Annotated in this window: 25 protein-coding genes; 14 read left to right on the top strand and 11 right to left on the bottom strand. The window is 39.0% G+C overall.

Features of this window, described 5'->3' with window-relative positions; genetic code table 11:
- Positions 1-81: 81 nt before the first annotated feature.
- Genes AWN68_RS00240 through AWN68_RS00230 form a run of 3 tightly spaced genes read right to left on the bottom strand, consistent with a single transcriptional unit; the run spans position 82 to position 2,107 of the window.
- Positions 82-894: a phosphatidate cytidylyltransferase gene (locus tag AWN68_RS00240; protein WP_068409877.1), complete on the bottom strand. Its 813-nt coding sequence runs from the start codon at positions 892-894 to the stop codon at positions 82-84.
- A gap of 2 nt (positions 895-896) precedes the next feature.
- Positions 897-1,100, bottom strand: coding sequence for a putative signal transducing protein (locus AWN68_RS00235; RefSeq protein WP_068409875.1), 204 nt, complete (start codon positions 1,098-1,100; stop codon positions 897-899).
- Positions 1,097-2,107, bottom strand: a complete 1,011-nt coding sequence (locus tag AWN68_RS00230) for a CPBP family intramembrane glutamic endopeptidase (protein WP_068409872.1) — start codon at positions 2,105-2,107, stop codon at positions 1,097-1,099. Before AWN68_RS00230 ends, AWN68_RS00235 begins: the two co-directional genes overlap by 4 nt.
- 35 nt (positions 2,108-2,142) lie before the next feature.
- Between AWN68_RS00230 and dusB the strand changes: the two genes are divergently transcribed.
- Both dusB and AWN68_RS00220 read left to right on the top strand, forming a co-directional pair.
- Entirely contained in the window at positions 2,143-3,141 is a 999-nt protein-coding gene (gene dusB, locus AWN68_RS00225; RefSeq protein ID WP_068411405.1) for a tRNA dihydrouridine synthase DusB, read from the top strand.
- Complete coding sequence (locus AWN68_RS00220) at positions 3,138-4,028, top strand: DMT family transporter (RefSeq protein ID WP_068409869.1); 891 nt, start codon at positions 3,138-3,140, stop codon at positions 4,026-4,028. Before dusB ends, AWN68_RS00220 begins: the two co-directional genes overlap by 4 nt.
- Positions 4,029-4,180: 152 nt before the next feature.
- Here AWN68_RS00220 and pafA read toward each other — a convergent pair whose 3' ends face one another.
- A complete protein-coding gene (gene pafA / locus AWN68_RS00215) occupies positions 4,181-5,812 on the bottom strand; it encodes an alkaline phosphatase PafA (protein ID WP_068409867.1) in 1,632 nt (543 codons plus the stop codon).
- Positions 5,813-5,825: 13 nt separating this feature from the next.
- Complete coding sequence (locus tag AWN68_RS00210; RefSeq protein ID WP_068409864.1) at positions 5,826-8,468, bottom strand: WG repeat-containing protein; 2,643 nt, start codon at positions 8,466-8,468, stop codon at positions 5,826-5,828.
- Between the two features lie 472 nt (positions 8,469-8,940).
- Between AWN68_RS00210 and AWN68_RS00205 the strand changes: the two genes are divergently transcribed.
- The 3 genes from AWN68_RS00205 to AWN68_RS00195 all read left to right on the top strand — a co-directional run bounded on the left by AWN68_RS00205 (position 8,941) and on the right by AWN68_RS00195 (position 10,642).
- Positions 8,941-9,135 (top strand): helix-turn-helix domain-containing protein, encoded by a 195-nt coding sequence (locus tag AWN68_RS00205; RefSeq protein ID WP_068409861.1) that lies wholly within the window; start codon positions 8,941-8,943, stop codon positions 9,133-9,135.
- Between the two features lie 52 nt (positions 9,136-9,187).
- Positions 9,188-9,691: a DUF4920 domain-containing protein gene (locus AWN68_RS00200; protein ID WP_068409858.1), complete on the top strand. Its 504-nt coding sequence runs from the start codon at positions 9,188-9,190 to the stop codon at positions 9,689-9,691.
- A gap of 222 nt (positions 9,692-9,913) precedes the next feature.
- Complete coding sequence (locus tag AWN68_RS00195) at positions 9,914-10,642, top strand: pentapeptide repeat-containing protein (RefSeq protein WP_068409856.1); 729 nt, start codon at positions 9,914-9,916, stop codon at positions 10,640-10,642.
- A 63-nt stretch (positions 10,643-10,705) separates the two neighbouring features.
- Here AWN68_RS00195 and AWN68_RS00190 read toward each other — a convergent pair whose 3' ends face one another.
- Genes AWN68_RS00190 through AWN68_RS00180 form a run of 3 tightly spaced genes read right to left on the bottom strand, consistent with a single transcriptional unit; the run spans position 10,706 to position 13,208 of the window.
- Positions 10,706-11,506, bottom strand: coding sequence for an SDR family NAD(P)-dependent oxidoreductase (locus tag AWN68_RS00190; RefSeq protein WP_068409854.1), 801 nt, complete (start codon positions 11,504-11,506; stop codon positions 10,706-10,708).
- On the bottom strand, positions 11,503-12,492 hold the full coding sequence (locus AWN68_RS00185; protein WP_068409852.1) for an SDR family oxidoreductase: 990 nt from the start codon (positions 12,490-12,492) through the stop codon (positions 11,503-11,505). Before AWN68_RS00185 ends, AWN68_RS00190 begins: the two co-directional genes overlap by 4 nt.
- The gene (locus AWN68_RS00180; protein WP_068409849.1) at positions 12,492-13,208 is read right to left on the bottom strand and encodes a CPBP family intramembrane glutamic endopeptidase; all 717 of its coding nucleotides are present in this window, start codon (positions 13,206-13,208) and stop codon (positions 12,492-12,494) included. The genes AWN68_RS00185 and AWN68_RS00180 overlap by 1 nt, the downstream gene beginning before the upstream one ends.
- Before the next feature lie 90 nt (positions 13,209-13,298).
- Between AWN68_RS00180 and AWN68_RS00175 the strand changes: the two genes are divergently transcribed.
- Positions 13,299-14,039 carry a DUF6503 family protein gene (locus AWN68_RS00175; protein WP_068409846.1) on the top strand — a complete coding sequence of 247 codons (741 nt, stop codon included), beginning with the start codon at positions 13,299-13,301 and terminating at the stop codon, positions 14,037-14,039.
- Between the two features lie 4 nt (positions 14,040-14,043).
- Here the strand turns inward: AWN68_RS00175 and AWN68_RS00170 are convergent, their stop codons facing one another.
- Positions 14,044-14,685 (bottom strand): carboxypeptidase-like regulatory domain-containing protein, encoded by a 642-nt coding sequence (locus AWN68_RS00170; RefSeq protein ID WP_068409843.1) that lies wholly within the window; start codon positions 14,683-14,685, stop codon positions 14,044-14,046.
- Between the two features lie 221 nt (positions 14,686-14,906).
- On the opposite strand from AWN68_RS00170, the gene AWN68_RS00160 reads away from it, so the two are divergent.
- From AWN68_RS00160 to pruA, 3 genes are all read left to right on the top strand, one after another.
- On the top strand, positions 14,907-15,290 hold the full coding sequence (locus tag AWN68_RS00160; protein WP_068409838.1) for an ArsR/SmtB family transcription factor: 384 nt from the start codon (positions 14,907-14,909) through the stop codon (positions 15,288-15,290).
- 25 nt (positions 15,291-15,315) lie between these two features.
- A complete protein-coding gene (locus tag AWN68_RS00155) occupies positions 15,316-16,011 on the top strand; it encodes a YjjG family noncanonical pyrimidine nucleotidase (RefSeq protein WP_068409836.1) in 696 nt (231 codons plus the stop codon).
- Positions 16,012-16,118: 107 nt separating this feature from the next.
- Entirely contained in the window at positions 16,119-17,747 is a 1,629-nt protein-coding gene (pruA, locus tag AWN68_RS00150; protein ID WP_068409834.1) for an L-glutamate gamma-semialdehyde dehydrogenase, read from the top strand.
- Between the two features lie 188 nt (positions 17,748-17,935).
- On the opposite strand, the gene AWN68_RS00145 is transcribed toward pruA, so the two are convergent.
- Positions 17,936-18,913 (bottom strand): 6-bladed beta-propeller, encoded by a 978-nt coding sequence (locus AWN68_RS00145; protein WP_068409832.1) that lies wholly within the window; start codon positions 18,911-18,913, stop codon positions 17,936-17,938.
- Between the two features lie 119 nt (positions 18,914-19,032).
- Here AWN68_RS00145 and AWN68_RS00140 point away from each other — a divergent pair, with 119 nt between their 5' ends.
- Both AWN68_RS00140 and AWN68_RS00135 read left to right on the top strand, forming a co-directional pair.
- The gene (locus tag AWN68_RS00140; RefSeq protein ID WP_068409831.1) at positions 19,033-19,515 is read left to right on the top strand and encodes a DinB family protein; all 483 of its coding nucleotides are present in this window, start codon (positions 19,033-19,035) and stop codon (positions 19,513-19,515) included.
- Complete coding sequence (locus tag AWN68_RS00135) at positions 19,508-19,945, top strand: PaaI family thioesterase (protein WP_068409829.1); 438 nt, start codon at positions 19,508-19,510, stop codon at positions 19,943-19,945. Before AWN68_RS00140 ends, AWN68_RS00135 begins: the two co-directional genes overlap by 8 nt.
- Before the next feature lie 17 nt (positions 19,946-19,962).
- Here AWN68_RS00135 and AWN68_RS00130 read toward each other — a convergent pair whose 3' ends face one another.
- The gene (locus AWN68_RS00130) at positions 19,963-21,681 is read right to left on the bottom strand and encodes a hypothetical protein (RefSeq protein WP_068409826.1); all 1,719 of its coding nucleotides are present in this window, start codon (positions 21,679-21,681) and stop codon (positions 19,963-19,965) included.
- Between the two features lie 426 nt (positions 21,682-22,107).
- Here AWN68_RS00130 and AWN68_RS00125 point away from each other — a divergent pair, with 426 nt between their 5' ends.
- The 3 genes from AWN68_RS00125 to AWN68_RS00115 all read left to right on the top strand — a co-directional run bounded on the left by AWN68_RS00125 (position 22,108) and on the right by AWN68_RS00115 (position 24,808).
- Positions 22,108-22,986 (top strand): alpha/beta fold hydrolase, encoded by an 879-nt coding sequence (locus tag AWN68_RS00125; protein WP_068409825.1) that lies wholly within the window; start codon positions 22,108-22,110, stop codon positions 22,984-22,986.
- A gap of 65 nt (positions 22,987-23,051) precedes the next feature.
- Complete coding sequence (locus tag AWN68_RS00120; protein ID WP_068409822.1) at positions 23,052-24,092, top strand: sensor histidine kinase; 1,041 nt, start codon at positions 23,052-23,054, stop codon at positions 24,090-24,092.
- Positions 24,089-24,808 (top strand): LytR/AlgR family response regulator transcription factor, encoded by a 720-nt coding sequence (locus AWN68_RS00115; RefSeq protein ID WP_068409820.1) that lies wholly within the window; start codon positions 24,089-24,091, stop codon positions 24,806-24,808. The genes AWN68_RS00120 and AWN68_RS00115 overlap by 4 nt, the downstream gene beginning before the upstream one ends.
- The last annotated feature ends 1 nt before the right edge of the window (position 24,809 follow it).

The raw sequence follows: 24,809 nt of genomic DNA, 5'->3' as shown, positions 1-24,809 counted from the left end.
TCTATCTTTGTTTAAAAACTTGGGCAAAATTAATGAAATTTTAAGGTAATACGCCCTAATACTTGATGCTTATTTAAGATATTATGTGATGACCATCAAGTATAGCGTAACGAACGGAAGTGCGAACAGTAGTCCATCAAATCTATCGAGAAAGCCGCCATGCCCTGGAAGTACGCTCCCAGAATCTTTAATGGCTAAATGTCGCTTGAATAACGACTCAATTAAATCACCATAACTGCCGAAAACACTCACAATTATTGAAAGGCCTAGCCACTCAATTGTGGTAAGGTCGGTAAAGTATAAACTCCAGATATAGATAACGCCTAAGGAAATGAGTGTACCGCCAATGGTACCTTCCCATGTTTTGTTAGGAGAAACACTTTCAAATAATTTTGTTCTGCCCATACTCTTGCCTACAAAATAGGCACCAGAGTCGTTTGCCCATTGGGCTATAAGTACTCCAATGATTAAGGCGTATTGATAGGATTCGTTTTTGAACACAATCAAATTCGACATACTCATGGGGAAAGCGATATAGATTACACCAAATAAAGTAAGTCCTAAAGAAATAATTGGGTGATGCGTTTTTTGCTTGTAAAGGGCAAACATAAAACAGATGACCAATAAAGAAGGTAATATCCAGAGGTACTTGGTATCTATAATTCCTGCTGAAGCAAGGTGTACCAAGATAAAAAGGCAAACACTAAAAAACGATCCCCAGATTTTAAAAGGCGTATTACCCGAGGCGACTATCAAGCCATAAAATTCTCGAAGGGTGAGAATCATGATGCCTAAAAAAATCAATGCGAAAGTCCATGAACTAAAGACTATGCCCGCTATAATCAAAGAAACTCCAATAATACCAGTGATAATTCTTAATAAGAGGTTGCTCATAATTAGCTAAAGTCCAAGTCTCCAATAATCTTTAGCGCTTTAATCACATTAGATTGTTCCACTTTTACTTCCATACTTCCGAAATGATATGAAGAGTCCTTTTGATTGAGAAGCACTGCTTCAATATTGTTATCTAACAATACATCTTTGACTATTTCGGCTTGGTGTTGTATGCTGGTTTTAAAAACTGAGTTCCAATTGCTCATCTTATTGATTTTGGTTTAAGGTAGTGATTTCTGAATATGAACAGTAAAAAGGAAACTACTATCAGTGCAACTATTCCAGCATAGCCGGGTACCGAATCGGGTTCATCAGGGTTAATCTCAGTTACTTCAGCCTGATACATATAAGCTACAATAAGCGCAAAACCATTATTGGTGATATGGGCAATAATAGGGTACCAAAGATTACCAGACCATAGATATAAGTAGCCAAATAGTGCTCCGAGCACCATGCGTGGGAAAAGGCCATAGAATTGCATGTGGATGGCTGAAAATATGAATGCCGAAACCCAAATGGCGAGATGTGCATTTTTTGACCATCGATGCAATGAGTTTTGCAAGAGGCCTCTGAACAGAAGTTCTTCGCCTATTCCAGGGAGAATGGCAACCACAACGAAGGCCAATAGAAATGTACCGAAGCTATCGAAGGTGGTAAACATCTCAGTGGTTTCCTTCATGGAATCCTCCATCTGACGGGCAAGCCTTTCGAAGCCTGCCATAAACTCAGGAAGCTGTATGTTCTCATTCCATTCAATGATGAAACCATTGACAAGCACAAAGGCGATTGTAACAAAAACGGCCAAAGCTAAAGGTAGAGACTCGGTTTTGGATTCACCAAAAACAACATTCATGGGCTTTCGTGCTAGGTTTTTCATGTAAAACCAAGGCACTAAAAAAGTGAACACTACGGTATAAAGCGATTGAGAAATAAGAAGTGGCGATTGGCCTATAAGCTCGAACATGGCTGTAGGGTCTGCTAAAGCATCCATCCCTCCGCCATTGGCCAGCACAAAAATTAGTATCGCAATTGTGGCTGCAAATTGGCCAACAAAAAAGCCAGCAAACAAAAGGCCAAATACTACCCAGAAAGTCCGCTGAGGGCTCTCATTGTAAGTAGTAACGGTGGTTATTTCTCCGTCTTCGAGTTCTTTAATTACGTCTACTCTTTCCCCTCTCAAGGAAATGTTAATCCCATTGTCGATTCTCGCCATAATGACGTAAATTTACGCGATTTTTCGAAATGGGCATGGTTAAAATTGGGAACATAGAATTAGGTATATTTCCGTTGCTATTAGCACCGATGGAGGATGTAAGCGATCCTCCTTTCAGGGCCGTATGCAAAGAAAACGGGGCAGACCTGATGTATACAGAGTTTATTTCTTCGGAAGGCTTAATTCGGAATGCGGAAAAAAGTGTGCAGAAACTCGACATCTACGATTATGAACGCCCTATAGGTATTCAGATTTTTGGAGATAAAATTGAGTCGATGAGAGAGGCGGCTTCAATTGCCGAAGCGGCACAGCCCGAAATTATAGACATCAATTATGGTTGCCCAGTAAAGAAGGTGGCATGCAAAGGGGCTGGTGCTGGTATTTTGCTAGACATTCCTAAAATGCAGGAAATGACTTCCGAAATAGTGAAGCAAGTAAGCTTGCCAGTTACGGTAAAAACCCGTTTGGGTTGGGATGATTCCACCATCAGAATTCTCGAAGTAGCCAAAAGGTTGCAAGATGTAGGTATTCAAGCCTTGACCATCCATGGTAGAACCCGTGCGCAGATGTATAAGGGCGAAGCCGATTGGACTAAAATTGCAGAGGTTAAACATCATCCCGATATTCATATTCCGATCTTCGGCAATGGAGATATTGATTCTCCAGAAAAGGCATTGGACTATAGGAATCGCTATGAGCTGGATGGCATTATGATTGGCCGTGCTGCCATTGGCTATCCTTGGATTTTCAACGAAATCAAACATTTCATGAAAACAGGAGAGCATTTAGCGGCTCCAGATATGAAGACCAGAGTGGCCACTGCCAAAAAGCATTTGCAGTTTTCGCTGGAATGGAAAAATGAGCTTCAAGGCATCTTTGAAATGAGAAGGCATTACACTAATTATTTCAGGGGAATACCTAACTTCAAGCCGTACAGAGCACGCTTGGTTGAATCTGAAAACCCAGAAGAATTATTTAATATTCTGGATGAGATTTCTGCCGTGTTCGAAGATGCTTATGCTTTGGTTGAATGAAAAATACAAACGTTTTAGCGTGGACGCTACTTATCCTTCTTGCCCTGATTTGGGGAAGTTCCTTTATTCTTATTAAGAGAGGTCTTTCGGTTTTTAATGCTGGTGAAGTTGGTGCTTTGCGCATTTTGGCTGCTTGTCTGTTTCTTATCCCCATTTCAATTCCGAAGGTAGGGAAGCTCTCATTTAAGCACCTTAAGCTACTTTTCATTATTGGCTTGGTTGGAAGTTTCATCCCGGCCTTCCTTTTTGCCATTGGACAAACCCAATTGCCGAGCGGAGTTACGGGTGTGCTCAATGCGCTAACACCGATTTTTGTTTTGATCATGGGCGTACTTTTCTTCAAGCAAGAAATTACAAAAAGAAAAACATTTGGCTTAATCACTGCCTTTGTGGGTACCGTGGTTCTGTTAGCGGCTGGTAGCGTTGGAGGACTTCGAGGAATTAATTTTTATGCCCTGTTCATTGTTTTGGCCACCATCTGTTATGGTATTAACCTGAATGTAATAAAGTATTATTTAGCGGATTTAAAACCGCTAGTGATTACATCTGTGAGTTTGTTATTTATGGGGCCATTGGCGGGTATTTACCTACTTACTTTTACAGACTTTTCTGTTACTCTTGCTACTGAAGAGGGTGCTTTAGAGGCCTTTGGTTACATTTCCCTTTTAGGGGTTATGGGCACCGCAATAGCGCTGATTCTTTTTAATAAGTTGGTGCAAATTACCAATCCATTGTTTACGAGTACCGTAACATACCTTATCCCAATTGTGGCTTTGGTTTGGGGTTTTTGGGATGGTGAAGATCTAGGCTTAGGGCAAGTGATAGGGATGCTGGCTATTTTTGTAGGAGTCTATATTACCAACAAAAAGAAGGCTATTTCAAAGTGAACTTAGGAGAGGTAAGGTATTATCTAAAATGTTCTCGCATGAGCTAGGTAATCGAGAAGAAGGTGGGATAATTCATTCTATGCCTTAAAAATAAAATACCCTTAAAGCGTGAATCTCTTTAAGGGTATTTTTAAATTTAACCTTTAACCTTACTACTTAAATATTTCAGGAATTGGTGTGCCTGTGGTACCATTTGGAAGCCTCATATTCAATAGCATACTAATCGTTGGAGCAATATCGGTAATATGAATTTCGCGAACCGAGCTTCCTTGCTTAACTCCCCAGCCGAAGAACAAAATAGGCACGTGAGTATCATAAGTCCAAGGGTTACCATGGCTTGTACCTTTACTGCCACCTGTTTGCCATCCCGGATCCATCACTATAAGCACATCACCTGATTCTTTGGTATGAAAGGCGTTCTGCATTAAGTTCTTTATGCTTTTTGTATAGTTATTCGTCACCAGATCATGAGCAGTTAAGGCCATGTAAACCCCCTCTTGCTCCATCATTTTTTGAGCAACTAGGGTTTGCATCTCATAAAGGTCTACGCCTTCCGCAGCAATCAAATCATGGTTCAAATGAATGTTACTCGAGAATGACTCAATCCATTCTTTCTCACCATATTTGGCATTCAGTGCATCTGTAACTGCTTTTCTTGTTACTCTACTACTTAAATTATCGATTTTGAATCCATCGTCTTTCATTCGTTTTGAATTCTCTGCAACTGCATGGTCAGCAGATAGAAAAACAGTGTAATTGCCTTTGCCTACTTTTTGATCAAGTGCTTTAAAAAGTCTGGCCAATTCACGGTCCAGCCTTATATAAGTATCCTGTACTTCTTTTGATAGCGGACCGAAATTATGACCAACGTAATCAGTACTGGAATAGCTGACAGCTAAGAAGTCGGGTGTATTGTCTTGTCCTAAATTTTCAGCGTCCAAAGCTAAAAGAGCTAAATCGGTCAGCATACTATTTCCAAATGGAGTGCTTGAGATCATAGAGAAATTTCCGTTGTCCTTTCTCAGGGTTTTTAAGTCATATGGAAAAGTAGGAGTGTCTTTTCCTTTAAAACCAGATTCGTAGGGTGAATCATCTGGCCCACTGGCTGTGTATTTTTCAATAGGGAGAAACGTATCCCAAGTCATGTTCAAATATTTGTCTACGTTCTTAGCCGCGTTGAACGACTTTACCCAGCTAGGCAAATCGTTCATGTAATAGGTAGAAGTCATGAATTCACCAGTGCTAGAGTCATACCAATAGGAACCATCAGACAAATGACCTCCAGGTAAAGCAGCGCCTCTGTCTTTAATCGACATGGCAATTACCTTTCCTTTTCTCTGGGTGTACAGTTTAAGTTCGTCTGTAATGGTAGTGGAGTAGAGGTTAATTGGAGAAATTAGTCCGTTTTTCGCTGATCCACCCACGGCCAAGACAGTGGTGTCTTCAGCACAATACACGCTTCTCTTCAAGCTTCGGCTGTACCAACTGTTGTTCACGATACCGTGAACGGCAGGAGTTGTACCTGTATATACCGAAGCATGACCAGGCCCAGTCACAGTATATGCATAATCATATTGCCCATTTCTAGCCATGAAACCCTCTTCTACAAATCTTTTGAAGCCGCCTTCTCCATAGCTATCATAGAATCTGGTAAGGTATTCTTGCTTCATTTGGTCTACAATAATGCCGACTACAAGCTTTGGTTTTTCATTGACCTTTTGTGCGCTTAATTGCACCGAACAAAGTAAAGTCAATATGAGAACTAAATAAGAAAACTTCTTCATGAGTATATGTTTTTCAATTTTTAGGGCAAGCTATTTTAAAATATTCATCCTGTTTAAAAGTCTGTGTAAACAGTTTATTACCATTCTTGTCGAAATAGATTACCACATAAATGTTGGCTTCGCTTACAATCTTCACTGCAAAGTAGATAGGATCATCTGTCGCGCCTAGTACTTTTATTTCATCGTAGGTAGCTTCAATAATCTCACCCTTGATATTGCTATAAATTCCCTTTCCTTTTTCTGTAGTAATCAATAATTTTTTCTCTTGAGAATTGTCTTCAAGTATTTTATAATTCAAAATTCCCTCGTAAAGTAAAGATTCATCTTGGATACCATGTAAAAACCATTCGTTTTCAATTCTAGCTAAGGCCACGGTGTCGGTAAAGTATTTGATCTCGTCATAATCAAAAGCACTTAATTCACGATTTTTGGTAGAGATAAAGCCTTTTAACTTGCCTTTAGTGGCCACCATGACAGTGTCTGAATAAGGCTCAATAAGTTTGTTGTAGGAAGGCGGTATTTTAATCTGCTTGCTAATATTAATTACGCCTACTTTACCTTTGTCTAGAATGCTAACATAACCATTTGTGTTGGAGCCTATTCCGTCATAAACAAAGTTCAATACATAGTTGCCAGTGCTATCAGTAAGCGCAGCGTTATTTTTCTGTAAACGGATTAAATTAGGGCCCAGGGCCACTGCATCTTCGAGTGTGGTGCTTAAAATTTCTCTTCCGAAACTGTTGTATATTTTTCGTGCTTTCTTTGGCCCTGTAAGCATTAAAAAGTCAAACTCTGCTTTTACTCCTGTGCTAATGTAGTTTTGGGGAATCAGCAGCTTTGGCTCCCATCCTTTCTTGATCTCTATTTGTTTTCCGTTGGCAAATAGGGCCGTTGTCTGCGCTTCCTTTTTCAACATGACCATGTTCTCTCCCCAAAGGCCTAGAGAATCATAGTTGTACATGGGTTGAAAATCCCCCACCTGATCTAGCAGAGTCCATTTACCGTCTTTCTTCAGTCCAAACCAACGATTATTCTCAACCACCTTTTCATAATACAGGTCTTTTAAGGATAGGTGCTTGTTGTGGAAAAGCTGAATTCCTTTGGCAGACTTTAACTGCCAACCGTAGATTTTAGGGTAGATTTTATAAATCCCGAATGGGATTTTCGTTTTCAAACTGGTGTCTAAAATGGCTTCTTGCCCATTTTTAACCACCCAAAAATTTCCATCATCCAGAAGTTCTACGTCTTCATACTGAAAATTGAGGTCAACTTTCTCCCTATTTGCAGCTGGAAAAAGCACCTCGGGTTTGACCAAAGCAATTCCCTCTTCCTTCTGTAGCCAAATGAAATTCCCAATGGTATCGATATCAATAAACTCATGATCCAGAATGGGCTTTCTATTGATAGTCGTTAGGCCATAAAAGCCATTGTGCTCTGTTCTGATAAAATGTGAGTTGAGTATGGCAATGGACGACATCGGTTGGTCAACAATCAACTCACCTGATTTATGAACCAGCGTAAAACCCGATTCGCTCTCTATTTGGATGTAACCAAAGCCAACATCTGTGGCTTTGTCAAAATCACCTTGATAAATCACGTTTCCGTTTCGGGCAACGATTTGTTGCAACCCGCCCTTTTCTCCAATTACAAAGTCCGTGAGTTGAGGCAGGCAAAGGCAATCGGTATCTACTTTATCAAAACTGGCCCTAAGGGTTATTTCAGCTTTTGCATTAATAAAGTCAATCTTGCCATCTTCAATTTTAGGGAGCCAATAGCCAGCCTCTAGTTTAGTTACTTTTTCAATCGAATCTTTAGCCGTTTGAAAATTAAAGTATTTAAAGAAATCTTGATTTGGATATTCTTCTTTAAACAGGTGATAAAGTCTTGGAATGCTTTTTTGGACTAATTTTTCGTTTGGGTATTTTTTTAGAAAACCGGTATAGTCTTCAATAGAATTAGTGGCCGTAACAATTTCATAAATATCTTTTTCTACCGATTCGTGATAAGGAGTTTCAGGATACTCTTCCAAAAAGCCTGTCAGACTTTCCAATTTGCCATCGGCAGTCATTTCTTCAAAAAGGAGTTTTTCATAGAGAGGCATGGCTTTTTCAAAGTCTTCTGCTTTTGGGTATTCGGTCATGAAAGCCAAATAGCCTTCCCAAGTGTTCTGTGCCAAAGCATTTTCATAGGCAATGTGATTTCTCAATTGAATAGCTTGTGGGACTTGGGCTGCATCGTTGTGTTTTTTCAAAAACCAATCGTAGTCTTCAATGGTATGCTTTGCCTTTATTACCTTAAACTTTAATCCGTCAATTTTATCCTTCTGCTTCTCTAAGCTCACGGAATCTACACCAATCTCTTTCAGCTTTGCTAGGTCTTTAGCGTCCTTTACCTGCTTGAAGTTTGAAATAGCTTTATTGACGAAATGGTAGGCAGAATCAATACTGTATTCATTGAACAGGCTGTCCACAAAAATCATTGAATACAAAAAATTGCCAGCGGGGTTTAAGCTCTCTTTCTCTAGAGACTTATTAAGTACTTCTATGGCCTTATCAGTATCTCCTTTTTCATATAGCCGAAAAGCACGGGTTGGAATCTCTAAAGTGAATAGAGAAATCAAAATGACACCAATAAATAGTTGAATTCCTTTTGACATAATGATCAATGAAAAGCAAAAATAACAAACCTCCGATCAATTACCTTAATACCAATTTGACATTATTTGCCTTCGTTTTGAGGTCTGCGAACCTAACAAGTATAATATAAGCTACCAAATGAGGAACCGCTGATTGGGGTGTCCAACAATAAAGGGATGAAAGAAATTTACCTGCTTTACTATTAAAGGACTTCTTAACTAAACTTTAAATTATATTGGTTTTTGATATTGTAAACCGCAAACAGCGAGTGAGTTATATTGCTGACCAGTAATAAGGCATTTTTTTTTGCCCTAAAAAAAAGGTTGAATAATGCCTTGGCTGCCTTGATGGGGTAAAAAACATCATTTTCACCACTCATATTAATTCCAGTTTCTAGTTTTGGGTAAGATTTCTATAAAATAATTGAGGAATTAACGTTAACAGTTAGCAAATTGCGTATGGGATTCTTTGGATTCTAAAAACCTCAATCAAATGAATAAAATAAAAGCCGTTCTTCGGGAGCAAGGCCGTACACAGGCGTGGCTATCCGATAAAATCGACAAGAGTTATGTAGTAACTACTAACTATGTGAATAACAAGACCCAGCCAAGTATACACATTCTCTATAGGATAGCAGATGTCCTAGATGTAGATGTAAGAGAGCTATTAGTTCCCTCAAAGCCTTAAGTGCTTTGTCTTTAACTATTCTGTCGTTATTTTTGCACCAAATATTTATAACATGAAAAAAATTAGCACACTAATACTTGTCGCTCTTTTCACTTTTTCTTGCGCTGGCAATAAAGAGCAAGCTCAATGGGATGAGGCCACCGTAGTAGGTTATTACGGAGAAAAAATCAACCATGAGAATATTATCTCTGTAGAGGATATGATGAATCAGTTGAATGAAAATGATTCTATTATGGTAAAAGTGGAAGGCGAAATTACTGCCACTTGCGCTATGAAAGGATGCTGGATGAACCTTGTGCTTCCTTCTGGTGAAGAGATGAGAGTTACTTTTAAAGATTATGCATTCTTTGTTCCTAAGGAAGGAATGGAAGGTAATAGAGCTATAATTGAAGGTAAAGTAAAAAGATCTATGACTGATGTGGCTACGCTAAAGCACTATGCTGAAGATGCTGGTAAAAGCGTTGAAGAAATTGCTGCAATTACTGATGACAAAAACGAATTGGCTTTTGAAGCCTCTGGCGTTGTGATTTTAAATACTGAAGAGAAAAGTCTTTAAGTAATAAAGCACTAAAATATTAGAAGCCATCTGTTGAAAAACGGATGGCTTTTTTATTTTTAATTAATGCATATGGATTTGACGCCAAACCTAAATATTTCCGCAATCTGAAATTAGTATTTAACCCACGCAACCCTTCACCCAGTTTTGTCATCTACAATAAGCACTGTAACCTATTCTTGGTTTATCAGTCTATATTAAAAGGTCAAAACTTAAAACAACATGAAAAAACAACAAATCACACTCAAACTCACCTTTTTCACTTTTCTTTTTGTCTCATTATTTTCGTTAAATGCTCAAGCACAAACTACTGTTAAGGCATCGGATATTATGAAAGCAATTAAAAATGGGGAAGACATAAAGTATTCCAATGTAACGATTTCCGGAACGCTGGATTTCACTTATATGGATGAAAAAGCCCCCGATTTACCCCGCAGAAGAAGTTGGTGGAAAAATGGCGGAGACAACACCGTAAACGAATTGATCAAAAGCAAAATCACTTTCGAGAATGTAGTTTTCGAAAATGATGTAGTCGCATACTTTCACGATGACAGATCCGAATATACTTTCACTGCCGATTTTGAAGAGGATGTAATATTCAAGAATTGCAAATTTGAACGTGATGCCATGTTCAAGTATTCAGAATTTGAGCGTGAAGCCTCATTTGCTAGCTCTACTTTCAAAGACGAATCTACCTTTAAATACGCTGAATTTGCTAGATTGGCGGATTTTTCAAACACCCAGTTTGATGAAAATGCCATCTTTAAATACACAGAGTTCAGAGATGGGGTTAACCTTTCTTCAGCTCGTTTTGAAAGATCATTGGATATCAAATACACCAAAGTAAGAGGCGATTTCGACATCAGCGATTTATATGTACGCTGGGATATCGATTCTAAATACACGGACATTAACGGTCGTAAATTCTCAAAAAACATGCTGGACAACTAATTGATCGTTTTAGCGAGCACAAAAAAGGCAGCCATTGAGCTGCCTTTTTTGTGCTTAATTCTCTTACTCTCTTGACTGCTTAATAAAGGCATTGGCCAACATTCGTAATTGCATTCTGTGCGGGATAACCCTACCGAGTGCTCTATAAAATTTAGGGAATATGCCTGGAATAGAGACGGGTTTTCTATTGAACATTCGACTCAAAGCATATTCAGCTACTTGCTCTGCTGTTTGCCTTGTTATTTTTGAAGCGAAACCCATGTTTGCATCGCGCTTAATCACATCAGGATTAGTAAGCACTGCCGCAGGACAAAGTATAGAAACAAAAACGTTGGAATCTTTTAGTTCGTAGCGAAGCGAGTGTGAAAATGAACTTACAAACTTCTTACTGGCTGCATAAATTCCTTTGAATGGGATATCATAATAAGAAGCCATACTGGCTACATTCAAAATATAGGCCTTATCAAGCTTTTGCATTTCGGGTAAAAAGTGATGGGTAAGCATGACCATGGCCACCATATTCAATTGCATTTGACCAAAATAGAATTCCGCTTTTTTTGAGAGAAAATCTCCAGAATTGCCCAATCCAGCATTGTTTGCTAAAATGTCTACCACAAAGTTATTTTTCCGGCACCATTCAAAAACCTCTTGAGGTGCGCCCGCGTCCATTAGGTTTACACCTAAAAAATGGAACTCTTGATTTGGGTACTTAATAGTAAGGGCATTGACTACTTCTTCTAGCTTAGGTTCAGGGAGCGCCACCAAGAGCACGTTAAAGCCCCTTGCGGCACAGTTTTCAGCAATCGCACGACCAATGCCATTACTAGAGCCTGTTACCAATGCGAATTTTTTTGCGTTTGTCATCTGTTGTCTGTTCTTAACCAATCTACCGTTTGCTGAATTCCACTCATTAGTGGAGTAATTTGGTAGCCTAGTTCCTTTTGAGCTTTATCGCTTGAAACGCTCCATTTATAAAGGTATTTTCTTACCCAGCCTGGTGTGATCATGGGTTGCTTTCCAAAATTTTCAGCTAAAAATAACTGAACTTTACCGAAGGTAAGCATAACTCCCAAGGGCATTTTATAGAGTTTGTATTTTTTACCGCCAATTTCAGCGATCATATCAAAGAGTTCGTGGTAAGTAGCGTCTTCTCCTCCAAGCAAATAACGCTCACCCGATCTTCCATGCTCCATGGCTAATATATGTCCGCGAATCACATCTTCGACATACACATAGTTACCAGTGCTAAGCCCATCTCCAGGCATAAACTTCCACTTCCCATCAATGTATTGCTTTACCAATTTGGTGACAGAATTACTTACGTTGAGAGGGCCTGGGCCATAAACACGAGTAGGGTTTACGATCACAATATGTTGCCCATTGGCAGCACGCTGACGCATTTGCTCTTCCGATTCATGCTTTGTGCTTTCGTAATCGGTAAAAAAATCAACCTGTCTTGGCGTATTTTCATTCACTGGACCGTCAATGGCTGGGCCAATTACTCCTGCGGTAGAAGTGACCACTACTTTGGAAACGCCTTGTTTTTTCGCGGCATCTAAAATATTAGTAGTGCCGTCAATATTTACCTTTTTAAAGGTGTCGTCTTTTGCCCAAACACTGGCAAAGGCGGCCAAATGATAGACCTCATCGCAGTTTTCCATGCCCCTTTCTAGGGCATCGGTATGAAATAAATCTCCTTCTACAGTTTCAATATTGGGATGAACTAGAGTTTCAGCCTTGGCTTTAGAGCGAACTAGAGCCGTTACACTATGTCCTTGATTGGCCAAAGCATGTATTAGTTTTTGACCAATAAAGCCTGTGCTTCCGGTAATGAATATCTTTTTGTTCATTAAATAACTTTCATGTCAGGGTGATGCCTTAGGGAAAAGAAAAAGTTGGACAACGCTAAAGTGATATGAACGAAAAAAGCCACCCAAATTGTTCCTGTAGTTAAAGTAATGAGGCAGAGTAACACGCCCAATGGAACTGCCCCAATGGTTTCTTCTAAGTTTTTCGGCACGTGTACTAATGCGTATAAAGCTGCATTTAATACAATGGCGGGCCATTCGCCCAGCAACGGAACTGTAGCAAAAAGCAACAGACCTCTGAACATCAACTCGTAACCAAATAAATAGGACACCCAAGTGAATGCGTTTTTTGCCACCATCGCTTTTGTCCACTCCTTTTCTCTTACATTAGGGTAGAAGGCTAAGTTTTTTTCCTTCTTCGAATTGAAAAAATTCATTGGGATAATCACCGCAGCCAAACCCAAAATCCAATACAGAGACGTTGCGTGATTCTTAAAAGTTACACCATAGTCAACTGGGCTTTTACCCAAAATTAACATCATTAAAATGGCTGGAATCACCCCGATGGTCATGGCGCCTAAATAGCGAAAATACCACTGAGCCTTTGTGTTACCACTTATTTCGCCATATTTATTGGCAAATTTCTGCTTGACTTTAGGGGAAATTGAAACGAAGTGATAGACACTAAATCCAAGTGTGAGTAAACCAATGGCTAAAATTGGTTCTAAAAATAAAGGATCCCAAATTGGAATGTGCATGCTGTCGCTACCGTTGAGTCAAGTTGCAAAAATAAGAACATCTCTTACATTTACGTGTAGAACCTTCTAAATTCAACATCATTTAACATCATGGCCCGTCATATTACATCTATTCTCCTTTCACTACTTCTTTCTTCTTCGGTATTAAATGCTCAAGAAGAACAAATCTCAGGCAAAGAACTTCTAAATCGAAGTATTGCTTTTCATGACCCGAGTGGGCAATGGCAAAGAATTAAGATGGACTTAGTGCTTGATCAGGAAATGCCTGACGGTTCGGTTCGCCCCTCCCATGTAATTATTGACAATCAAAAAGGAGCTTTCGAATTGTCTTTCGTAAAAGATAGCCACTTATTTACTTGGAAAGTGGATGGAAGAGATTCTACCGAGTCATTTATGGATTACAGAATAATTACCGATTCTGTAAGAGTTGACACACTCCAGCTAAGCCCTGACAGGGCCAGAAGATGGAGAAACTACTATAGCTATTTGTATGGCTTACCAATGAAATTAACGGACCAGGGAACCAACATTGACCCATTAGTTCAAAATACTACTTTTGATGGAGAGCCTGTTTTAGCCATGAAAGTAACCTATGATAGAAGTGTGGGTTCCGACACTTGGTATTTCTATTTCAACCCAGACACTTATGCTTTAACTGGATATCGCTTCTTTCATAATGAAGCCGAAAATGATGGGGAATACATTCTTATTGAAGGTTTAGAAATTCAGAATGGGATGCGAATTCCGATGCACAGGGCATGGTATACCAATAAGGAAAACCGTTGGTTGGGTACAGACCGATTTGTAAGTTTAAAACTGAGTAGGAATTAGAAAACTACTTCTTCTTTTTCAAGGAGTTAATAAATTTAGCCCAAGCAAAAGGATTCAAAAGGGGGTTTGATGTTGGCCCTGATCTGTATTGCATCTGGTTATATTGCTGATTCATCATGTAGCGATAATTGGCATCGGGACTAGCTCCCATAGGCATGTTGAGCACCATTTGTTTAACTGCCTCAGGGGCAAATGCATTAAGAACACTTTCTTGTTCTTCATTCAAGTTCATGGCCAAAAATGCCTCTTTGAAGAGTTCTTCACTAGGAAAGCGGCTCACCTCTACATCGGCCAGCTGCGTAACTTCTTCTTCTAATGCTACAATTATAGTGTGTTGATCCCCTACAGTATCGGGAACAACTATTTTACGGTCTTTAAAACCAATGGAGGTGAAAATCAAGGTGTCACCAGCATAGAATGCCTTACTGAACCAGCCTCTATAGTCTGACACTGTTCCTCGGCCAGTTTTAAGGGCGAAAATATGAACTCCAAAAACAGTTTCAGTACTATCGGCATTCATTACAAGGCCAGAAAGTTGAACCACATTAGAGCTATTATTTTGAGCAAACCCTTTTTGAGCACTACAAAAAATGAAAGCACAAAGCACAATGGCGCGGAGAGAATATGTGATTACTGTTTGTTTCAATATGCTTGTGCTTTTAATTTTGTTCTACGTAAACTTAGACTTAAAGATAAGAAGATAGAACTTATAATTTTTTCGCTTCGCAATATTAACAATCATAAAGGGGAATTGTGTTGGCTTAAACCAATTATTCTTCTCAATTTAACAATAATTAACCCCGAACTTTCAATGGTGGAAATCGCTGAACAACAAGTTATTCAAACTACGGGAGCAAAGTCAGTTCAATGAAACTCAAAAACTTTAGCTTGCCCTTTGGGGCTCAAATCTTTAAATCTTTGTCTGATGAAGCTCGGGTAAGAATTCTACACTTGCTATTGAAAAACGGTGAAATGACCATCTCTGACCTAGAGCACATTTTGGATTACACACAAACCAAAACATCACGGCATGTTACTTATTTAAAAAATTCCAACATTGTGAATGCACGCAAGCACGACCAATGGGTTTTTTATAGCATCAGGGAAGAAGTGGAACTAGTGATGGTTCAGATTTTCAATTTCTTGAACAAAGACACCCGCCTCCAAAAAGATCAGGAGACTTACGAAATACTTAAATCTAATCGTGAGCTGGCCGAAAATAGAATTTCTAAACAAGGCTGGTCTATTTGAGTTTCCATAATTTCTAATCGCTACTTTGAAAACCTACCAACATATTTTCTTCGATTTGGATCATACCCTTTGGGATTATGATACCAATGCCATGACGGCCTTACACGAGCTTTACGATCATTATAGGTTTGATCAAATTACCCATTTCGATAAGCAGACTTTTGTTCAGCATTTCTTTGACGTGAACAATGAACTTTGGAGTCTTTTCAATAAACACCAAATTCAACGTGAGCAAATTAGAGAAAGGCGATTTGCTACAATTCTCGAAAGACTTGGTGCTAAACTTGACATTGTTCCGCAGCAATTGGATTTTGAATACGTAGAACTCTGCCCTACCAAAGAAGCAGTATTTGAAGGAGCCCACGATATTTTAGATTACTTAAAAGAGCGATATCAGTTGCACATTATTACCAATGGTTTTGACGATGTGCAGACCATAAAAATGAAAAGCGCAAAGTTGGATCATTACTTTGATGTGATCGTGACGTCTGAGAATTCAAAGTCAAGAAAGCCTTCAGCGCCCATTTTTGAACAAGCATTACTAAGGACTGGAGCGGTATTGAATGAGAGTATAATGATTGGAGACAACCTAGAATCAGACATTCAAGGTGCTAAGGATTTTGGCATGGACCATGTTTGGTTTAACCCTTCAAAACAAACCAGCCACTTTCCGCCTACCTACGAGATTCAAATGCTTAGTCAATTAAGGAACTTACTCTAGTCAATCGGGTTTTTAATCCATAAGCGAAACCTTATATTTGCGCAAGTCAATTTAAGGCCCTCAAATGTTTTGGGGAAAAACACAAGACACATTCAAAAAAATAAATTATGGCAACAGGATTCTTCAACGTACCCATCGCTAGGAACGAACCAATAAACGACTACGCTCTGGGTTCTCCAGAACGTAAAAGCTTGCAAGCAGCCCTTGCCGAAGCGCGTTCAAAACAAGTGGACATTCCGATGTTTATCGGTGGAAAAGAAGTGAGAACTGATAACAAATCTCCACTTAGCCCTCCACATGATCACCAGCATATTTTAGGACATTTTTCTAACGGAGATGCCTCTCATGTTTCAGCCGCAATTGACGCTGCTATGGCAGCAAAAAAAGATTGGGCCAACACAAGCTGGGAAAACAGAGCAAGTATTTTCTTGAAAGCTGCCGAGCTTATTGCTGGACCTTACAGAGACAAATTGAACGCAGCAACCATGCTGGGTCAGTCTAAAAATGCTTACCAAGCAGAAATTGATGCCGCTTGCGAAACAGTAGATTTCTTGAGGTTCAATGTGCAGTACATGACCGAAATTTACAAGCAGCAGCCAGCTTCGGCACCAGGTATTTGGAACAGAGTAGAGCAAAGACCACTAGAAGGTTTTGTGTTCGCCTTAACTCCATTCAACTTTACCGCCATTGCAGGTAACCTTCCTTCGGCACCAGCCATGATGGGAAACACTGTAGTTTGGAAACCTTCAAACACTCAAATTTATTCTGCTCACGTATTGATGGAAGTATTCCGCGAAGCAGGTGTTCCTGATGGTGTAATCAACCTTTTCTTTGTAGATGGCCCTACTGCAGGTGACGTGATTTTCGAACACAAAGATTTTGGTGGAATTCACTTTACAGGTAGTACTGGCGTATTCCAACACATTTGGAAAACGATAGGAGGCAACATTCATAAATACCGTTCTTACCCAAGAATTGTAGGTGAAACTGGTGGTAAAGATTTTATCATGGTTCACAAATCGTCTAAAGCGAAAGAAGTGGCTACTGCTATTTCTAGAGGTGCTTTCGAATTCCAAGGCCAAAAATGTTCAGCTGCATCACGTGCATACATTCCGTCTAACCTTTGGGAAGATGTGAAGAACTATGTGATCGCAGATTTGAAGTCATTCAAAATAGGTGGCACCGAAGATTTCGGCAACTTTGTTAACGCTGTAATTGACGAAAAATCATTTGATAAAATTGCCAAGTACATTGACGATGCCAAAGCAAGTGATAAAGTAGAAGTAATCGCTGGTGGTGGTTACGACAAATCGAAAGGTTACTTTATTGAGCCAACTGTATTGTTAACTACAGACCCTAAGTACACTACAATGTGCGAGGAAATCTTCGGCCCAGTAATTACAATTTATGTATACGAGCCAGATGATTACGAAGCAACATTAGAGTTGGTGGACAACACTTCTCCTTATGCATTAACTGGTGCACTTTTCTCTGCCGATAGATATGCGCTTGAAGTGGGTATGAAAGCTTTAGAAAACTCTGCGGGTAACTTCTACATCAATGATAAGCCAACAGGTGCCGTTGTAGGACAGCAGCCGTTTGGTGGCGCTAGAGGTTCCGGTACAAATGATAAAGCAGGTTCAATGATCAACTTATTACGTTGGGTTTCTCCACGTTTGATCAAAGAAACATTCGTAACGCCAATTGATTACAGATACCCATTCTTGGGAGAGTAATGCTTAAATAAACATCTAAAAAGGCCTCAATTGAGGCCTTTTTTTTGACTAAAGTTTTCTGCCAATTAAGATAGCTTGTATTTGATCTCACTTGCTCATTTCTGTTGTATTTTCCACTTCTAGCTACTGTCTAGAGTTATTATTGCAAGAAGTGTTAAGAACTACAAAGAGTATGACAAACAATCCTTTCATAATTCATAAACATCTAAGGACCCTAATTTTGTGTTATACGCAAGGATGTTTTTTCCGTCATTACTAACCTCTAAAGTCATGTAGTAGGCGTCCTTATTTAATTGTATTAGGCTCTCTGGGTACATTCTATTATCCTCTAACTTAATTTTCAAAACTTTACTCCAATCCATCGCATCTGAAGGATCACGGCAAGCCATTAATAAGTATATATAATCATTACTTTCGACAGCATCCCAAACAACAGTTAGTCCTTCGTTTGCATCAGCATGTCTTTTTGTGTACTTAAAAAAGTTAAGAGTACTTAAGTCAAGCTTATCACTCATTTTCAAATTATTATCATAATACTTGATTATAGGTCTATTGCTTTTAAAGACTTCAATTATGTTCTCTCCATGAGTGAGTATATGGCGATCATAATCTAAACTATTAGCCTCAGGAGATCCAAAATAAATGTATTTACCGTTTTTCTCTTTAGGGACAATTGTAATGGGAGTGTCATCCAGAGAGGGGTTCGAAATCAAAATGCCTCTATCTGAAACTTTGAAATCTGCTAATACAGAAGGAGGAAAATCAATTTTATCAAGTAAGTTTCCCTTCAGGTCGTAAGTTTTAATTCCACTACCGAATTCTAAGCTATAAATCGTATCATTTGCGATATCGATATTATATAAGCTTTTAGGGTCACTTGGGCCTGGGCCTTTTTCCATTAAAACATAAGTGTTTTCAAAAGACGAGTCTGTAACTATAACTCGTGAAGTTCTTTGGTCTACTAAATAGTAGTTGTTATTGTAGAATTCAATATCATGAATCAGTGAAAAGAAGATGCTATCACTTAAAACATCAAACGATTTACTGATTTCCAATTCTCTTATAGATATTTCTTGATCACTATTATTACATCCAGTTGAAAAAATGACTGCGACTGCGATAAACAGGTAAAAAGATGTATAGCGTTTATGGGTTGAACTCAGCATTAAATGAAGTATCACTACTTAACAAAGATGAGCATTGAACAACAATAATCATAGTACCTTCAAAAAGATGAGAAATACTATCTTTAAACCCAACAAAAACTAATGGATAAAACCGCCCTATGGAACAAAGCAGAAAAAAAGCAGAAACTTACTTGAGCACCACCATACCTGAGCTTTTGACTCAACTTACTATAGAGCAAAAACCTCTGTGGGGCAAAATGACTCCTCAACATATGGTTGAACATCTTATTGTGGTGTATAAACTATCAATGGGTAGGTTTAGCGTGCCTGTGGTTTCTAATGAAGAAGATCGGCCAAAGCTGAAAGAATACTTAATGAAGGACAGCCCAATGCGCAGAAATGTGCCAGCACCCAATGGTAAAAGTGACCTTCAGCCACTAAGATTCGCTGACCTTGAAGAAGCTAAACAGAAGTTCATTGCTGAAACAGAAACCTTCTTAAAGTTTTGTGAAGCCCAGCCAGGGTTTATCTCCAATCATCCTTATGGCGGCCCCTTAACTGCTCAAGAATGGTTGCTCTGCCATAGGAAGCACATCAAACATCACCTTATTCAGTTCCAACTTATTCCAGATTATGAATGATCTAGAACACTACAGGCGATTAGAGCGACTTTTTGATTCCGCTCCTTTGAACCAAGGGATTTTCGCTGGTTCTGAATTGAAGGTTAGTCACCGCGAAGCGACTTTGGAACTCACCATTGGCAGCCAATACTTTCATGCGGCTGATGCCATGCATGGCGCCATCTACTTCAAACTGCTAGACGACTCCGCCTATTTTGCTTCGGCTTCTGTCGAGAAGGTTTTTTTCTTGCTTACAAAATCCTACACCATCCACTTCAGACGCCCCGTTTTTGAAGATCGTTTAAAGGCCATTGGAAAAGTGGTTTCCGTTAACGAAAAGGAAATCATCAGCAGTTCTGAAATCTATAACCAAGAAGGAAAACTTGTTGCGCATGGTGAAGGTGTTTTTGTGAGAGGACCTAAGAGGTTGGAAGAGTTGGTTGGAGAATAATAGCACCTATTCCCAAGTCATCGTTTACCAAACTGTCGGAATGCGGCAATAAATTGATATAACATATAACCGACTAAAATTCTCGAAATGACATCTATGAGTAGGGATGTATTGTCTGGCAAAACCCCATTTACAAAGTCAAATTTATGGATTGGAAGTAGAAAGTATAGAAAGTGAGCAATGTGAAAAGTAATGTTCGAAGAGGTTAAGTATTTAAGGCCGAAGTGAATTTCAAAGTTTGGGAGAAAGACGAGAAAGAAAATATAAAGAGGTATCGCAATTAGCAAGAGAACCCCAAAAGCACGAATCCAACTAACTCCAAACTTATTAGTTGTTTTATTGAGCCATAATGATGCACTAGTAGACCACTCTATCTCTGTGAGCGTTTGTATATGCTTAACTGGTTTATCTCCTGATAAAATCCCACGCCATGCTTTCTTAAACCTCTCTTTATTTGAATTGAATAATGCTCTTTTATGCCATTTCATATACTCAATAAAGTACTTTAGCTCTTGTGTCTTATTGCCCAACCTTTGCATAACAATGAACAGTTGATTATACACTTGAGCAAGGCTTTCTGGGTTTCTAGTTCCTTCTTCATCCGAAAACACCGGAGTTTCAGTACTTAGCGGGAGATGTTTTTCAGTTGTGCTAATGTCAATCAATTTGGAGCCACTAATTATTAACTGACTGAGCTTATCAAATTTGGCATCGAAAAACGATAGTTTTCCTAGATCCGAATCAAGTATAACTAGTTTACTTGGAGTTTTAGTTTCAATTTTCAAGCCTTGAGGGTTCCTCAAAGTGATAAACTCTTTAAAATTTAGGTTGAAAATTGATACTTTGCCTTCATTTTCGAATTCATCAATCACGAATTCATTAACAGTGCATTTCTTCAAATAGAGCGCTCCGCTTTTCTTTATTAACTGAGAAAGCTCGAAGACATTAATTGTAGTATTCTCTATTCTGACTTCACACTTTAAATCAATCAAGAAACATAAGACATTGATAAAACCTAACTTATTTTTTATTTCAATTGATTGATAATTACCATCTTGGAGAACAACGTCATCAAAAAAATTTCCTCCAGAAATAATTAAACTATGGTTAAGAGTACAGTCTGAAATAGAAAAATCACTAATAAAGGTACCTCCAGATATTATTATTCCTTGATTGAAAATCCCACCATCAATCTCAAATCCCTTATAAAACTCACCTCCAGAAACACTTAATGTAAATTCGAATTTCCCTCCTGATATTTGGGTACACTGTCTAAATTCTCCACCATGGATCTCAAAAGACTTAAACTCCCCTCCTTCAATATCGAAGTCGGAAAAGAATGTACCTCCAATTATTAAAACCTCTTTAACAAATTCTCCACTTTTAAAGCTAACCCCTTTGTTAAACTGCCCTCCAAGAAAGACCAAACGTCCAGAAAATCGACAATTTTCGAAATTAATACTCTCATGATATTTTCCGTCTAGGAGGTACACATCTGAAAGAAATTGTCCCGACAAAACCAAAGAACTTTGAAATTCAGCGTTTAAAAAAAGCAACCTACTTGACACTGGGCTTACCGGCTTACTATTAAACCTAACCGGTACCCTAACAACTATATCCTTGATGACAATCCCATTAAAAGGATTATCTATTCCATCTATTATTTGATCTTTAACCCGGTTATCTTTTTCCAATAAAAAAGAATCAAACTCAGATTGGCTATTGATAATCTTCATAATTAATCTAAAGTAGTGAAAACCTATATCTATTGTTAGCTAATACTATAAACCAAAGTGGCTTTTCTATTAAAAATCAGTAAACCATATTAAAAAAAATACCCTTGCTTCTTGTAAAGTGATCTTGAAAGATCACGTAAGGCTTAGTCAGATTGAATTCACACCTCCTTTTCATCCTGATGAATTCCTCCCCCTAGCCCCCTCCAGTATTGCTTCATGTTTTTATTTGACTTGTTTCGGTTGAGGGGGAAATGGTTATCGAGTAGAACCGATAGACTCTTTCGCTTTCTTCCTTCGGTCGAAAACTCAGAGTGACGGTAGGAATTAGCCTAATTCCACTCCCGAGGATTTTCTTCCGCTCCCTTAAATGTCTTCAAAAAGGCTGTTGAGCCCACGTACTTTTGGATACAACAAAATTTAGAAGACATGAGAAAATTCAAAACAACAATTCTAGTCGCCTTATTAGGTATCATCAGTTTTCAGCTGAAAGCACAAAATCCTGGTTTAAACATTCGCGTAGTGGGCAAAGGTCAGCCTGTTGTGCTTATCCCTGGGCTTACCTGTTCTGGCGAAGTATGGGACTCTACCATTGAAGCCTTAGATGCAAACTTCGAGTACCACATCATCACCCTGCCGGGTTTTGCGGGCAATGCGCCCCTTGCCGATCATGAAGGAAAATACTTGGCCAAAATGAAAGATGAAGTGGTCAAATACATCCAGAAAGAAAAACTGAAGAAGCCCATTATTATTGGTCATAGCTTGGGCGGCTTTTTAGCATTGAACATTGGTATTCAGAACCCTGATCTGGCTTCAAAATTGGTGATTGTGGATGCACTACCCTTTATGACAGGCGTAATGATGCCCGGCATGACAGCAGAAGAGGCCAAGCCAATGGCCAAATCTATGAAGACTCAAGTAGTGGCTTCTGCCAGTCAACCGATTGAAGCAAGAAAAGCCTACCAGCGCCAAATGCTTGTCAGTATGATTAATGACCCTGCTCAAATTGAAATTGCCACAAACTGGGCGATTGATAGCGATCAGGAAACTGTAGGTGAGTCGATGTACGAAATGTACACCACCGATCTCCGAGGCGAGCTGGGTAAAATTAAAGTACCAACTTTAGTGTTGGGCGCTTGGGTGGCTTACGAACCGTTTGGCTCTACCCGAGAAAGCACTTTAAAACTTTACACAGACCAATACGCTAACTTAAAAGGAGTGAAAGTAGACATGACCGACATTGGCAACCACTTTATCATGTGGGATGACCCTGAATTCTTTCAGAATTGGTTGAAAAAGTTCTTATAAATTAGCCTAATAGAATAGCGTTCTAATCAATGAATCGAACGCTATTCTATTCAATTTTGAAAAAGATGAAGCAATCGACACTCTATTGGCTCTGCCAAATTTTTGGCTGGGGTATTTACACCCTCTTTAGCATCGGCATGATCTATGTTTTTGCTGGCCCTCAAAACATATCTCCAAATATATTGCTGCTCCAGTTAATCATTGGGGTTTGTCTGTTTGTTTTCTCACACCTCTTTCGCTGGTTTATAAAAAGGAATGACTGGACACAATTATCCATAAAATCCTTACTCCCGAAATTGATCTTGGGGGCTATTGTAATTTCTACCCTCTCGCAATCCTTCATTCATTTGATCATCTACTTTGTTCTCCCTTTAAAAGGCATCATGCCATTTAGTTGGACAAACTTTGTCGGTTTTATTGGAAGTGTTTCCATTGTAATGGCCAGTTGGTCGACCCTCTATTTTGCTTATCATGTTATTCAGCGCAACCGAAGAAGTGAAATAGAAAAGCTTGAGCTTACCTCGGCTTTGCAAGAGGCAGAGTTGGCGATTCTAAAAAACCAGATCAATCCTCACTTTCTGTTTAACGCACTTAATAATATCAGATCGCTTATTCTTTCCGACCCTGAACAAGCACGCTCCATGGTCACTCATATTTCGGAACTCTTGCGTTATTCCATCCAATTTAATGCAGCCGAAAAAGTAACGCTGAGTCAGGAAATTGCCATTGTGAAAGATTATCTACAACTGGAATCTATTCAGTTCAACGACCGACTGACCTATGCTTTTGAAATAGATGACACCAGTTTAGATATCAAAATCCCTCCAATGGCCATTCAGCTTTTGGTGGAAAACGCCATCAAACATGGAGTTTCTCAAATGACTGCTGGTGGAAATATACTGATCAGGTCGGTTCTTGAAAATGACCACTTAAGAATTGAAGTTTGCAATGATGGCCAACTCAAAGCCAAAAGTAAGCGCGAAGGAATTGGGCTGAAAAACCTGATCGAACGCTTAAAAATTCTGTTTGGCCATTTTGCCGAGCTCAAGGTTGAAAACTCTTCTGAAAATACCGTAACAGCATCGCTCAAAATTCCATTGTCATGAAAGCTCTGATTATAGATGATTCAAATTTGGCGAGACAAGAACTCAAACATCTTTTAAAGAATAGAGATGATGTTCAAGTCATTGGCGAGGCTGAAAATGCAGATGAAGCTTTAGAGAAAATAATCGATTTAAAACCTGAACTTCTTTTTCTGGACATTCAGATGCCAGGAAAAGATGGTTTTGAACTGCTTCAGGAATTGGAAGATGCACCAGAAGTTATTTTCACCACAGCTTTCGATCATTATGCCATGAAGGCTTTTGATCATAATGCCCTCGACTATCTCCAGAAACCAATTAAGGATGACCGTTTGGCTTTAGCACTAGAAAAAGCAGCAGCAAAAATTAGAAAGCGGGCATCGGACTTAAAAGACAAAAACGTATTGGGTTTAAATAATCAGGTTTTTGTGAAGGATGGAGAAACCTGTTGGTTCGTGGATTTGGCCGAAATACGAATCCTAGAAATCATGGGCAGTTACACCCGTATTTTCTTCAAAGATCAAAAACCAATGATTCCGCGCTCTCTGAATTACATGGAGTCTCGCCTAGACACGGAAGTATTCTTTCGCGCCAATCGCCAGCAAATCATCAACCTAAAATACATTGCCCGCATTGAACCTTGGTTTAGCGGTACCCTGAAGGTTTATTTAAAAGATGGGGAAGAAATCGAAGTTTCTCGCAGGCAGAGTATTAAGTTCAGAGAGGTAATGAGTTTTTAAA

The organism is Roseivirga echinicomitans, assembly GCF_001592935.1.
GTDB classification, from domain to species: domain Bacteria; phylum Bacteroidota; class Bacteroidia; order Cytophagales; family Cyclobacteriaceae; genus Roseivirga; species Roseivirga echinicomitans.
This window is presented reverse-complemented; position numbering and strand designations above follow the sequence as displayed.